The organism is Photobacterium sp. 1_MG-2023 (genome assembly GCF_030547945.1).
Lineage (GTDB): Bacteria > Pseudomonadota > Gammaproteobacteria > Enterobacterales > Vibrionaceae > Photobacterium.
In genome coordinates, this window is the sequence record NZ_JAUORR010000024.1 from 56,398 (window position 1) to 69,600 (window position 13,203).

Annotated in this window: 13 protein-coding genes; 11 read left to right on the forward strand and 2 right to left on the reverse strand. The window is 48.4% G+C overall.

Features of this window, described 5'->3' with window-relative positions; translation table 11 throughout:
- Positions 1–65: 65 nt before the first annotated feature.
- The gene (locus Q4579_RS17995) at positions 66–3,698 is read right to left on the reverse strand and encodes a DUF4132 domain-containing protein (protein WP_303566061.1); all 3,633 of its coding nucleotides are present in this window, start codon (positions 3,696–3,698) and stop codon (positions 66–68) included.
- A gap of 284 nt (positions 3,699–3,982) precedes the next feature.
- Here Q4579_RS17995 and Q4579_RS18000 point away from each other — a divergent pair, with 284 nt between their 5' ends.
- The 4 genes from Q4579_RS18000 (at position 3,983) to Q4579_RS18015 (ending at position 8,308) form a co-directional block, all read left to right on the forward strand.
- Positions 3,983–4,378 (forward strand): hypothetical protein, encoded by a 396-nt coding sequence (locus Q4579_RS18000; protein WP_303566062.1) that lies wholly within the window; start codon positions 3,983–3,985, stop codon positions 4,376–4,378.
- 85 nt (positions 4,379–4,463) lie between these two features.
- Positions 4,464–4,781, forward strand: a complete 318-nt coding sequence (gene yqfB / locus Q4579_RS18005; RefSeq protein ID WP_303566063.1) for a N(4)-acetylcytidine aminohydrolase — start codon at positions 4,464–4,466, stop codon at positions 4,779–4,781.
- Positions 4,782–7,019: 2,238 nt separating this feature from the next.
- The gene (locus tag Q4579_RS18010; RefSeq protein WP_303566064.1) at positions 7,020–7,931 is read left to right on the forward strand and encodes a hypothetical protein; all 912 of its coding nucleotides are present in this window, start codon (positions 7,020–7,022) and stop codon (positions 7,929–7,931) included.
- Positions 7,928–8,308 carry a hypothetical protein gene (locus Q4579_RS18015; protein WP_303566065.1) on the forward strand — a complete coding sequence of 127 codons (381 nt, stop codon included), beginning with the start codon at positions 7,928–7,930 and terminating at the stop codon, positions 8,306–8,308. Before Q4579_RS18010 ends, Q4579_RS18015 begins: the two co-directional genes overlap by 4 nt.
- Before the next feature lie 45 nt (positions 8,309–8,353).
- Here Q4579_RS18015 and Q4579_RS18020 read toward each other — a convergent pair whose 3' ends face one another.
- Positions 8,354–8,962 (reverse strand): S24 family peptidase, encoded by a 609-nt coding sequence (locus Q4579_RS18020; protein ID WP_303566066.1) that lies wholly within the window; start codon positions 8,960–8,962, stop codon positions 8,354–8,356.
- A 151-nt stretch (positions 8,963–9,113) separates the two neighbouring features.
- Between Q4579_RS18020 and Q4579_RS18025 the strand changes: the two genes are divergently transcribed.
- The 7 genes from Q4579_RS18025 to Q4579_RS18055 form a co-directional block, all read left to right on the forward strand.
- Positions 9,114–9,368 (forward strand): pyocin activator PrtN family protein, encoded by a 255-nt coding sequence (locus tag Q4579_RS18025; RefSeq protein WP_303566067.1) that lies wholly within the window; start codon positions 9,114–9,116, stop codon positions 9,366–9,368.
- A 10-nt stretch (positions 9,369–9,378) separates the two neighbouring features.
- The gene (locus Q4579_RS18030; protein WP_254589102.1) at positions 9,379–9,567 is read left to right on the forward strand and encodes a hypothetical protein; all 189 of its coding nucleotides are present in this window, start codon (positions 9,379–9,381) and stop codon (positions 9,565–9,567) included.
- On the forward strand, positions 9,567–11,348 hold the full coding sequence (locus Q4579_RS18035; RefSeq protein WP_303566069.1) for a replication endonuclease: 1,782 nt from the start codon (positions 9,567–9,569) through the stop codon (positions 11,346–11,348). Before Q4579_RS18030 ends, Q4579_RS18035 begins: the two co-directional genes overlap by 1 nt.
- Positions 11,348–11,656, forward strand: a complete 309-nt coding sequence (locus Q4579_RS18040; RefSeq protein WP_303566071.1) for a hypothetical protein — start codon at positions 11,348–11,350, stop codon at positions 11,654–11,656. Before Q4579_RS18035 ends, Q4579_RS18040 begins: the two co-directional genes overlap by 1 nt.
- Entirely contained in the window at positions 11,649–12,155 is a 507-nt protein-coding gene (locus Q4579_RS18045; protein WP_303566073.1) for a hypothetical protein, read from the forward strand. The genes Q4579_RS18040 and Q4579_RS18045 overlap by 8 nt, the downstream gene beginning before the upstream one ends.
- On the forward strand, positions 12,121–12,633 hold the full coding sequence (locus Q4579_RS18050) for a hypothetical protein (RefSeq protein WP_303566075.1): 513 nt from the start codon (positions 12,121–12,123) through the stop codon (positions 12,631–12,633). The genes Q4579_RS18045 and Q4579_RS18050 overlap by 35 nt, the downstream gene beginning before the upstream one ends.
- Positions 12,596–13,203 (forward strand): hypothetical protein (locus Q4579_RS18055; protein ID WP_303566076.1); only part of this gene is annotated, 608 nt, incomplete at its 3' end. The genes Q4579_RS18050 and Q4579_RS18055, both read left to right, overlap by 38 nt.

Genomic DNA, 13,203 nt, shown 5'->3' on the forward strand with positions numbered 1-13,203 from the left:
CTGAGCGTGAGTCAAAATAAAAAACAGCCAGCGCCATCCGGGCACTGGCTGGAAAAGGGGAATGATTATAGGAAGGCTTTTTTCGCTTCCAGCAGCAGCTCGCGGGCAACCCGTTGTGGCAGGTCATCGGCTGTCAGGCGAAGATTGGCATAGGCTGCATCCTGCAAATCTTCGTAGACATAACTGCCCCGGTGCAGCGGGCCGGTGCGGTAGAACTCGACGGTTTTTGCGGTGACGGTCGATTCATGACTTTCGTAGCCGTATCCGCCATGCCAGATACTTTCATCGAAGGTGATTTCAATCCCGACGTTGAGTCCGTCCAGCTCTTTATACATTTCGTCAAAAGAGCCGGCATCGCGCACCGAGCCGACAGCCCAGCCGTTTTTACGCAGTCGGTTGACGACGGTGGATGGTGACTTGCGGCTGAAACACGGCACATGGTACTGATTGCCCTTGGCCGGTTGCAGCGCGACGACTTCGCGCGTCAGTTGGCCGAACAGGGGCTCCAGATTCCAGTCGTCAAAGTAACCCTGCCAGGCTGCCAGTTGCTCGGGTGACAGTTCGCTTGGATGCACCAGGCCGATTTGGCTACTGGCCGGGATATCAACTGGCTCATCTTCCATGTCGACTGGTTCCGGATTCGGCAGGAAGGTGCTGACAAGCTGCTGGTTTTCATAGACCCCCCAGACCAGCTGGCTGGCAATTTTGTGCATCACCGGATTGCCCAGAAACAGATCTTGCCAGCGGTCGAAAGACCACATTCGCCAGGCGACGAAGGCATCTTCCATGCGCTTGACCTGCAGGCCGACCATCTCTTTGAGCAGCTTTTTCAGTGCGTTGAAGTGCTGTTTGGCTTGCTCTGCCTGTTCAGCATCATCGTCCTGCTTGGGCTTTGGCAGGGTTTTGGCGAGTTTCCCGTCCGGTTTCCGGATGACAAATTTGAGTTCCTCATTGAGGATCAGTGCCAGGGTCTGACCACAGTATTCAAGCGGGATCTGGTCGCCCTCGAAACCCAGATCGTCCACCAGTTGATCGCCGAGTTCATCTTTGGTGATCCCCGCTTGTTTCGCGCCGATGACAAAGGCCTCGTTGGCGGCATCTTTCACACTTTGCTTTTTGGTATTGCGGCAGATGCGGTCGATTTCCATATAGGCTTGTGTTTGGCCACTGAGTCCCATGAGTTTCATCAGGTGACCAGCCAGCTGATGTTTCGAGCCGCTGGCAAATTTTTCAACCAGCGTTGCCAGGGCTTTTATCACGCCGGTATCACCGTGAATCGCGGGGATGGTCATCAGCCACTTGTTTTTGGCCGTGATGTTCGGACCATACCCGCTCAGCAGTGCATGTGCGAATTGCGCCAGAGACGCTGGCGTAAACTGGCTGACAATTGCGTGGGCTTCCTGACTGTGGCGATAGCCTTCGTGATTCTGATAAATCAGGCATAGCTGGATCACCGCGTCCTGCGCGGGCTTGCCGTCAATTCGTTCGGGTTGCGGCAACTGGCTGAGGTCGAGCGGTATTTTTTTCGGTGCGGTATAGCTTTCGGCCAGATAGGCATCAAGATCGAACTCACCGTCATTTCCAGTAAATAATTGCGAGAAATCGAGATTGCCCTGCTCAACCAGCAGGGTCCGGGATGCCGTCGACTGAACGCGGTCCAGCAGATCGCGAGCGGTGTCGGCATCAATACCCGGTTCACACAGCACTTCGATGGCATGGACTTCCTGCTGGGCATTGAAGGTGGCTAGTTCTGCGAGGATTTTTTCCCGCACACGCTGGCGTAATGTCTCTGGCAGGGCTGCCAGACAGGATTTGGCGGATTCCACCACGCCTTTCTTTTTTTCTTTCATAAAATCAATCAGTAACAGTGCTTCTTCTGCATCGGAAATGCGTCCCTTCAACAATGGCAGCAGTACGCCTTTCGATTTGGCAGGGAGTCTGGAAACCTGATCCACACAAGCCATGCCGTGCTGCATCAGATAGTTCAGCTCATCTAAGACGATGTGATTCGCGTATGCAACACCCTGCCAGTAGTAGGATTCATCCCCCAGTTCATTACGTTCCGCAAAGGATTCGGCGAATTCGGCATAAGCTTTGAACGCGATGTCGTGATAATCCGGGTTCTCAAGCACCACGTCTGAAATCAGTCGCAGCGGTGCGGCTGTATAGAGACGGCGCGCGCCAATGACAAAACGCGGGAAGAGTTTGTTGTTTTTGCCGTTCAGCATGACGCGGGTCAGGCGTTTCAGCCGCGTGTCATCCAGATAACACAGGGTGCCGAGCTGACGGGCCGGATCAATGACGATGTTGCTGATCTGACTTTCGTGTTCACCGGACATAAGGTAGTCAAACAGCGGCTGCGCATTGGCCTCTTTTTTCGTGAAATGGGTGCTGAACCATTGAAGCCACTGGCGATCATACTCGGTTTTGAGCGCTGAAAGGCTGTCGTCTTTCGCCAGCGCAGCGAGGGTGTAATAACCCAGCCGCTGTTCAACGAGACTGCGGGGCTCGAATGCCTCCCAGATAGACCGGGCACCATACTGATCCATCAAGGCACAAAGTAACTCATTGTGCGGGTTCTCTTCCGGCGACATGATTGTGTGTCCGAACGCACAGTCGTAGTGTTCGAAGGTGTAGCGCAGCGTATAGGCAATCAGCTGATCTTTCTTGTCCGGAGCCGCAGCGATCGCCGCATTCAGCTCTTCCACAACCTCATCTTTATCGGACCAACTGCAATGGTGATGACAGTCCTGCAGGAAATGCTGCTCAATCCAGACATTCGGATCCAGCAGAAAAACCAACTGTTTCAGATTGTTGGCGACCTCGGACTGGGTAATGATTGTTTCTTCACGTCCACACAGCCAACTGAATAAAGCTTCAAAGTCCTGATCGGCTTCCAGCAGGGTATAGGCGGTCCGATCGTGTTTGTAGACAGGTTTGTGGCTCAGGTGAGCGCGGATCAGTTCCGGATCCTGATCCCAGTCTCCCTGTCCCAGCAACAGCTTGGTCATGGCCTGAATGGCGGTTGGATGCAACGCGATTCGGTATTTCGTGTCGTCGTTCTCGCGTTTTCTGGTGCGTAATCTGGGAATGTAGCTTGCGTCAGCATAGTCGCTCGCCAGTTCCTGAACATAAGTGAGCAATTGGGTATCAAATCGCTGGGCATCCTGATCGGCAACGGCTTGCTTGATTTCAGGCAACAGGACAAAGCGGCAATACAGGTGATATTTGCCTTGGTAATGACCATCCAATTTGAGATCGTCTGATCTCAGAAATGTATTGATTTCGGCTCTCGGGAAAGCCCGCAAGAGTGCTTTCAATCCATCTTCAGAGTCATAGGCATCTTTGAAGATGTGCATCATCAGATCAGCCGGGGACATGATGTAGTCGTGGAAGGTCGGCATCCATTTTCTGACCTTCTCAATACTGACCTGATTGAGCCATGAATCGTCTTCCAGTGACAGAGCCAGGGCGTGTAAATACCGGGCGATATGTTCAGGCGTATCCTCCAGCGCTTTCAGTTGTTCGTTGAAGAACATGTGCATGAAAAAAGTGGGCATCACCGGATTCGGTTGAAAGTCGGCGTAGTTCATGTCGCCGTATACAAAATTGCGGATGTTGATTGCACTTTGCTCGGGTACTAAGCGCTGGTAGTAGCTGCTTTCTCTCAGTGCGTCAATCACCTGACTGATATTCATCTGTTGTCCCTTAGAATGCTTCATTTGCCGGATGGGCGGCAATTGAGTGGGTTCTGCCTTTTACAAGACCGCGATTTATTATCTTCTTCTGAATTAGTAAAACGTCAGAATGTATAAAACCCTTTGCATTGTGCTGTGATGAAGTGCGTGTTTTTGAGTAAAAGTCGCAAAATCAGGATCTAACGCGTTGTCTTGGTTTAACTTTGTGCTGCGAAAGGTCGTTTATCTCTGTTTTCAATTCTCCCGATTCAGCGTGAGTCGGATCCTCAGAGGAAGGCATTCCCATGCGGCAGGCAGGCATTCATCAAACCGATCCCCACCAACAAAGACAAACGGATTCCCAACAACCCCGGAAAGTGAGTTCTACCCGGATGTTTCAGATTGCCCTTGGCGTTGTGCTGCTACTGCTGGGTGCTTACGTTCTGGTGTTGCTCGGATTGAACCTGTATGACTACATTCAGTCTTTTCCGGGAACACCGGTCCACCAGTACATTGTCGACATTCAGGATTACGGATTTTTTCTGGCGTTTGGCGACAGCGAGTTCCGGGTTTCCCGATCTTTCCTGAATATCCTGGCTTTATTTTTTGGTCTGCATATCCTGAAAATCTGGCTCAGTATTGGTAAAACACTGGTCCAGACGGGCAAGTTCCTGCTGGATAACAAAACAGATCAGAAGTGATCCCTGTTGATCCTTGTGCGGTAAGGAAGATCGCCCGGTCTCCGTCTATAGTGACAGCACGCACGAAAGATGCAGGAGATGCCGGATGACCGCGCCCACGACGATGACCTTTTTCGCCCGGTTTGAAGCCGATATTCTGTCGGGCAAAAAGACGATTACCCTGCGGGATGAATCAGAAAGTCACTATGTGCCCGGATCTGTCGTTGAAGTATCGACGCTCGAAGACGGGCGGGTCTTTTGCCGGCTCGAAATCTTATCCGTTACGCCGGTGCAGTTTGATCAACTGTCCGAAGCCCATGCCCGGCAGGAAAACATGACCTTACCGCAGCTCAAAGCCGTGATTCAGGAAATTTATCCGGGCATCGAACATTTATATGAGGTGTCGTATCGGTTGGTGGGGTAGATAAACTGCAAAAGCACTCAGGCTGTAAAGGGAGTGATGGAAACGTTATTCTCAAATCTTGAAATCTTAGCGGGTACGTATGCATCGCTTAGTTCCCAGTGCAGGAAAAGTTCTTAATGGCATATTTGACCCGATGTTAATCGTGGGGGGATTTGAGTAATTATCTCTGTTTAGGTCTTGGCTTATTTTGTAAAGATACGAGAAATACGTTTGTAAAACATTGATTAAAAATATGAGTTTAGATTGTGTTCTTGAAGGTGAATTTGAATGTATTTCTCAATATGTTGGTATTTGTTTATATTTTTAAATATTATCCTTGATTTATTGGGTGTGTCTAATGATAACCTTCCGATAATTATAGGGTATTTTCTTGGTCTGACTGTACCTTTTACAATTTTATTCTATTTTGTTCAAACCATTTGGACTACGTATAAGCGTGACTGGAAAAAATTGATGTTCCATCAAATATGTATGGGAATCATTGCGCCGTTTTTCTATTTTCTGATGTATTGACTCGTATGCAACCTATCAGTTCAATAACATGTAGGAATTATTGCTCATGCGGTTAGACGTTAACCGTTAGCGATTCCATTGCACTATCCGTAATATAACGATTAGGTTCGGATGGATTTTTATAGGTATACATTCATGAAGACAAGATAGTGTTCGAATATTTTGGAGAGTTTTAATGTATTTCTCAATCTTTTTGTATTTTTTGTGTTTCGTCTATTTAACGCTTAACTTTTTTAATGATTTATTATACGACCTTCCACCAATCATAGGTTTTTTTATTGCGATGATGGTCCCTTTTACAATTTTCTTTTATTTTGTTCAAATAATATTGACTGCGATTGAACGTGACTGGAAACATTTTTTACTCCACCATGTATGTATGGCGATAATTTCCCCAACCTTCTATATTCTGATGTATTAATGCGTATGCGACCTATCAGAACAATAACATGCAGGTTTATTGCTAATATAGAACGACGTTAACAGTTATCTGTTCCGTTGCTCTATCCGTAAAAACGATCAGATTCGGATGATTTTTTACAGGAATACATTCAGGAGATAAGTTCGTGGTCGCTCACTTTGGAGAGTTTTATTGTATTTCTCAATCTTTTGGTATTTGTTTATATTTATAACTTTAATTCTTGATTTTTTTGATGTGTTTTATTGTGACCTTCCACCAATCATAGGGATTTTTATTGGTCTGACTGTACCGATTACAATTTTATTTTATCTTGTTCAAACTATTTGGACGATGTACAAGCGTGACTGGAAAAAATTGATGTTCCATCAAATCTGTATGGGAATCATTGCGCCGTTTTTCTATTTTCTGATGTATTGACTCGTATGCAACATTGACTGATTCTATCGCAGACAATACTTCAAATGAGGTATTGCCTATTTGAAAGGGTTATCAAATGAGTGATGATCGGTCACCAGCGCGACATATTCAATGTCGTAGCCCCGCTCAAACAAGCGGCTTGCACCTTCCCTGTGTAAGTCATGATATTTAAGTCCTCAATTTATAAGTTGTTCCTTGCTCCTGACGCGTTGGAAGCCTGCTGTGGCGCTCTCAGATTGTAGGGAAAGATGACGCATAGTTTCTGCCTTGCCGCATGGTGATATCACAGGATTCGACCTGCAGCGGTACAATCATGTGATTGCATTTTTTGTTACGCGAGTCTTTGCGAACCGTGAGAATCGCCTTTTTCCTGAAACTTTCCTGTGCTGTATGTATAATGTGCCCCTGCTTTAAACGAAGAGAGTTGCTTTGTACCGCAGCCTGCCAGAATCTGGATGTCAATCTTGCTGAAAAGCGGGGTGGCGCAGTCCTATGCTGAAAGGGGGCTTGTGAGGGGTACTGTGAACGGAATTCGGGCAATTTCAATGAAGTGACAGGAAATTCAGAATGACGCAAAAGATTGACCAAACACAGCTAAATCATGGTGTAACCAGTGATTACCCGACTTGCCGCTTTTCGGTAGCTCCGATGTTGGATAATGCGCACAATTAGCGCCCTGTCTGGGCTCGTGCGCAATATACGTACCGAGTTCGGACTTTATCAGATGTCATCTAGCTTTGAAATTTTCGTACAGGCTACCCTATAAATTTCTTCCTGATATTTGAACTAACAGACAAAACAACAACTTTTTGAATTTTTAAGTGCTTAAATTGTGTATGATTAGTCATACAAAAAGAACAAATAACAACTCACATTAAGCATCTGAAATGAAAGTAAAAAAACCATTAATCTGTCCAGAAGAACTTCATGACATCACACTAAAGCTTGAGCACAATGAAATGCGGGACAAGCCGGAAGATATGTTGATGTCTCTGTATTGTTATACAAAAGGTTACAGGCGCTTTGTTGAACTTATTGGTGAACAAGTAGAGCCAGAGTATCTTTCAGTATTTAAACTTGATCATGTGGAGCGTGGCTCCGTAAAGCTTAAAAACAAAGTTGGATATAGACCAGGATTAATTAATTTTATTGCTATTCAGCTTGCAAAATTAATGATTGACGATACAACTGATGACAACTTAGAAGAAAAGGCAATTGAATTAGAGCAGAATACTTCTGATTTTATCGATGAAAATAGCGTTTCAGGTAACTCATTAGTTAATGATAAAAAAGAGCCGTATATTGATCGTATAACATTGGCTGAAATTATGGCTGATTTTTCAAAGGGTGGTGAGTTGTTGTTACGGAAAGAGTATTTTGAAGTTTCTGATAATTCCGTCAAAGAAAATAGTAATGTTTTTCGCTTTGACAAAGCATTCCGCTCCCATGTTTCAATCAATGAATTGAAAAAAGCCAAGCATGAGCCATATAATGGTGACGACACGGTTATCGCTTTAAGGCCTTGTAATGTCGGTGATGCTTCTTGGTATGTAGAAAGTATTAAAACCAAGAGAAAGTATTTTGTCCGAATCGGGGATAAAGAGTGGTTATCAAAATATCAGACTGGCCGGATGGAAGTTGTTAGAGCTAATGACTTAATCCATGTGAATTTAAAATGCGATGTTGTTGAAGCAAAAAAAGGTAGTTCACGGAATGTGAATGCTGTTATTACTAAAGTTCATGGAGTAGAAGAAGGAAAACATCTCTCTCCAAACCAACAGGCAAATTTGTTTGAATGAAGCGTTTTTTCTCAAACTATATATACATCATCATTCCATTTTTGGCATTGATGATTACAAAATTTTTAATTCTCAAGCCAGAAGATATTATTCTGGCTACCGACTGGTCGGTAGCCAGTTTTATGATTTTTGCACAATGTATGAATTTGCTAATAACCGACAATATTCATAATAAAAATATTAGTAAGCTAGGTGTGGCTATATATATTGGAATTAGTGTGTCACTTTTAATTATCTGCCTAGGTGTATACGTTTATGTCACTGTTTATCAGAACTTTTTAGGTGGAATCTTGCAAATAATAACTTTCATTCTGTCATCTATATGGATGATGAGTGTTTATAAAGCAAATGATTATATTGAAAAAACTAACAAATAATATTTTAAGAGCCTCTTGATTAGATAGAGGCTCTTTTTATTAGGCTTACATCCGCTGCCCAGACCACACAACCTCACCAACCACTTCAAAATCACTGCTGATGATTTCATCTTTGGTCAGTTCCCAAGGTTGATAGCTATCGTTGTCACTTGTGACAGACAAACCGTGCTTTGAAAACTGTAGGCGCTTCACCATCAATTGACCTTCAAAGCGGAAGACATAAATTCCATCCCCAGTGAACTGATCCACACGGTTCACCATGACCAGACAACCATTCTTGAGCGTTGGATACATGCTGTCACCCTTCACAGGCATCAGGAAAATGTTGTTTGCGTTAACACCTATCTCGTTGTTAATGAATGACTCACTAAATACGATATCACTGGATTTCTCTTCACTCACCACTAGAGCGCCGTGCCCGGCGCTTACTTCAACTTCATATAAATCCAAGTGTACATAACCTCTTGGCGGAACAATCACGCCGTTTTGCGAAATCTGTCTTGCTCTGATGAAAATTTTCTCAGGGATTTTTTCCCGGTAGCGCCATGTCTGAATGGTGCTCTTTGTAGTGCCTAAAGCCCTTGCTAAATCTACGTTTGTGGAGGTTTGTGTTAACTCTTTGAGTTCCTGTAGCTGTTCATCAATGGTCTTCATTTGTAATTCATTCCGTCACTAATGGCTTGCAAAGGTGATTCAATTGTGTATTATTCGGTTTGAATTACTTTGAATTACAAATGTATCCCAAAGTGATTCAAGTGAATTGCTAATGCTCTGAATTGCGTTAAGTGTACTACAAGGTGGACATATGAATACAAATTTTGCACTACTTGCTCGTTTTCAAAGCCCAATAGTTGAGCTCAAAGAGGTTTCGCAGGAGTTCTTTGGCGTCACGCCGAAGACAGCCGAACAAAGAGCCAAGGCTTGTGACTTCCCGATTCCTACTTTCAAACTCCGTGACTCAGAACGTTGCCCAACTATGGTCAAAATTGAAGATTTAGCGGCTCACATCGACAAGAAATACGCCGAAGCACAAGCAGAGTGGCGTTCGGTTCACGGCTAAGGGGGCGATCATGGATCCGATTCACGCCCCTTGTCCTGACATGGCTGGCATGGTCAATCCTGACCCGAAGAAACGCCAGCGTGCCCGGTTCCTGCTGGGCAAATTGCGGGAAAAGCACGGGATACGAAAGCGCACCTACACACCCCGCCCGCTGAATTACAAATGTACGCCGTCTGGCTGTTATGAGGTTCAAGAGTAATGCAACACGGTACTGTTTTTACTCGTCATTTCTTAAAGCGTCTCCCGCAAATCGTCCGTCAGGATATCCGCACCAAAATAGCCAGCCGCCAGCAGCGCGGCGGGGCTACCCGCGACAATCTCGACCGCTTCGCCGATGAGGCGGTCAAGTTCGGCCTGAAAGTTGCCCCCTTCATTGAAGACAAGTTTTCCTTTGTGGATTTCCGCAACCGGGCCAAGTCTGAGCGCCTGACTCACCACGTCCTGATGAAAGATGAGGCGGTGCGAAAGCTGGCCCGTCTGGTCGCTGACGAGAATATGCAGGCAATGCAGGACATTGACCCGCAGGTTTTTGACAGCTTTCTGGCAGCGATGAAGCACATCTATTCAGTCTTGGCTGAGAACCTGCGCGCCATTTCCGTCAACCCGCCTGTTTTGCCCGGTGGCAAGGTGGAGATTGAACGCGCAGAGCAGATCCTGACGGCTGCAACGCTGAAAATGCAGTCTGAAGAATGGATTGAGCGCCGTCTGATGCATCTGCGTTCCCAGTACATCGAGTATGCACAGATTGCCCTTGAGCGCGTTGGCGACAAGGGGCACCAGTCGAAATACATTTCCTATCCGTCGTTCCAGAACTGGAAGAACAAGCAGCGTGAAGCGGAGCGGTTCATTCAGAACACCGTCGTTTACAACGAAGCCACCGGGGAGCACTTCGACCTTGAAGAAGTGATCAAACGGACCACGGCCAACCCGGAAAACCGCCGGATTGAAATGATGGTGCGCTCCCGTGGCTTTGAAGAGCTGGCGCAGGATTTGGGCTATACGGCGTTGTTCCTGACATGGACGCTGCCAAGCAAATATCACCGCAACTCGAAGAAGTGGAACGGCGCGAGCGTCAAAGAAGGCCACGGTAACCTGATGCAGCAATGGGCGCAGGCCCGTGCCCTGATTGCCAAAGAAGACATTCACTACTTCGGCTTTCGTGTGGCTGAGCCCCACAAGGACGGCACCAGTCACGGCCATTATTTTCTGTTCTGCGATCCGAAAGACAAAGACACCCTGATTCACATCATTTCCGGCGTCGCTACCGCTGAAGACCGGGATGAGCTGGGACAGGACATTTCCCCGCGCTTTGACGTCAAGGAAGCCGACCCGGCCAAGGGCGGCGCAACGGCGTACATCGCGAAGTACGTTTCCAAAAACATCAACGGCCAGCACATGCCAGACACCGAAGCTGAAGAAAGCGCGTTTCGGGTTCGGGCGTGGGCGTCCGTGCATCGTATCCGCCAGTTCCAGCAGTTCGGCGGTGAACCTGTGTCCCTGTGGCGTCATCTGCGTCGGGCCACGGAAGAGCAAACCCGCATTGATCCCAAACTCGAAGCCCTGCGACAGGCGGCGGATTCCTCCAAGTGGTCGCTGTTTTGCCAGCTCGCTACGGATGCCCGGCTGGCCTATGAAGAAAAACAAAACCAGTACGGCGAGACCGTGAAAAAAGCCATCGGCTTTCACTGGATCTCTGAAGGGGTGAGCACCTTCATTGCGACCTGCAGCGAGACTTACCGACTCGTGAAAAAGTCTGAGTTGGGGGCGCTTTTAGAGTCGCGGAGCGGCTCCCCTTGGAGCACTGAAAATAACTGTAACTCCCAGCTCGGAGAGCACCTTCAACGGGTGACCGGATGGAGCCTTGCCGGGGTGCAGTGCCTGATGAAACCCCTGTTGGCCGGGGCCAAAGTGCCAATTGATAAAGACTGCCAGCTCAAACTGGCAAACAACCGAATCGTGATGACCAGAGGAGAACTGTGATGATTCAAACCATGACCATCGAACAGCTACGCCATGCTGAGAAAGCCATTGAGACCGCTGAAGCCCTGTCTGTGGAGGTGAAAGGGGAGATTGAAAAGCTCAAGGCACTGGATATGAAAGTGCTGGTGAAAAAGGTGTCTGCCGTGATGTTCAGCGGCGGCTCCCTGAGTTTGGAGGCGATTGGCCTGCCCGGTGACTTCTTCGAAAAGCTGGAAATGCTCGACGGGATCAGCGCGAAAGCCCGTGCCGGCTATCGGGCCGAAGTGCAAGCCCGCCTGGCACAACTGGCCGGGGGCGAAGATGAGTAAGAACCCGACCCGCGGCTATATCCGCTGCACCGTGCCGGACTGTGGCGAGGTCTGCACGGTTCATATGACCGGAGAGCACCGCCTGATGGAATCCGGCGAACCGCCGAAGAACCCCCGCAATATCGGCAAGCTCTATTACCGCTGCCCCCGGTGCGGGAACAGTACAAACAGCAGTGCCATGCATGAATACATTGAAAAGCACAAAGTGGAAACGGTTCAGGCACTGGGGGAAACGCCCATTGAAACCGTCAGGGAAACCACAAAAGAATCGGTTCAAACCGTTCGCGAAACGCTCCCCGTGAGCGTTTCCCAAACCAGTGATGACGGGTTTCCAGCGTTACCGGAGCCGGAGACAGAGCCGGGGAAAAACACCCCGAAAATCCACTGGAAAACCCTGTATCCGTGGTTCATCGGGTTATTTGTACTGGTAATGATTTTGATTGGTCTGAGTAAAGGAAAGAAAGATGACAGCGACAGCGGAAAACTTGCAACAAACTGAGATGTTCGATCTCCCGGAAGAGCAACCCACAGTGGATGATTGGTCGGACTGGGGCGCGGCGATTCAGCAGCTCGAATCACAGGAAACCCCGGAGCCGGATGAGGTGGCGCAGGACGCCGCCAATGATGACGACGCGGCAGAAGCGGCGGTTGATTTGCTGGACTTGGGGTTTGTCCTGTCCGAGCAGGCGATCAGCTTTGCCATCGGGATGGATTTTGAATACGACGAGAAAGCCAAGGGTAAGGTGCTCAAAGCCGCCGGGCCACTGATGCAGAAACACGGGGCAACGTGGCTGAACTGGCTCGGCCAGTACAAAGAAGAAATCCTCTTCTTGGTGGCTGTGGTCGGTCTGGGCGGCGTCACGGCCCGTCAGGTGAAAGGCCTTCGGGCGGAGAAACGCGCCCAACTGGCCGAAGCGCAGGAAAAGCAGGAGGTGGACGATGGCGAAAAAGCCGATCCTGAACCTGCCGCGGCCTAAGCATTCCAACACCCATCTTGACCCGTTGCACCGGGTCATTATCGGTGGCACGGGTAGCGGAAAAACCTCACTGGTCAAGCACGGGAAATTCATCACCGCCAAGGCGCAGGCGGTGTTTTTTGACCCTTATGAGAACTACGCCGGAAAACCCTTTCAGGGCCAGCAGGTGCGGGGCTACCACTCGAAAGCGGATTTCCTCAAGGCACTGGTCAAAGCCCGTCAGGGCCACAGCGCATTTAAGATTGCCTACATCCCGGCGGACTTGGTGTTTGAGGAGCTGGAATTCTTCTCGGCGGCGGTGTGGTCAGTGCTGGATGGCCGCAAAGCGCCCCTCGAAATCTGCATTGAAGAACTGGCGTCCTGCTCGCCCACGGCGGGCACCCTGAAGGGGAAAACCGGGGAGCTGTTGCGGGGTGCCCGTCAGTATGGCGGTATCGTGACGACGGTATTCCAGCGTGGGCAGGAGGTGCCGAAAACCATCACCACCCAGTCACCGACGTGGTATCTGTGTGCGGTCAATTCGATGAATGATGCGAAGTATTTATCGGATGCGAAATCCGTTCCCGTGGC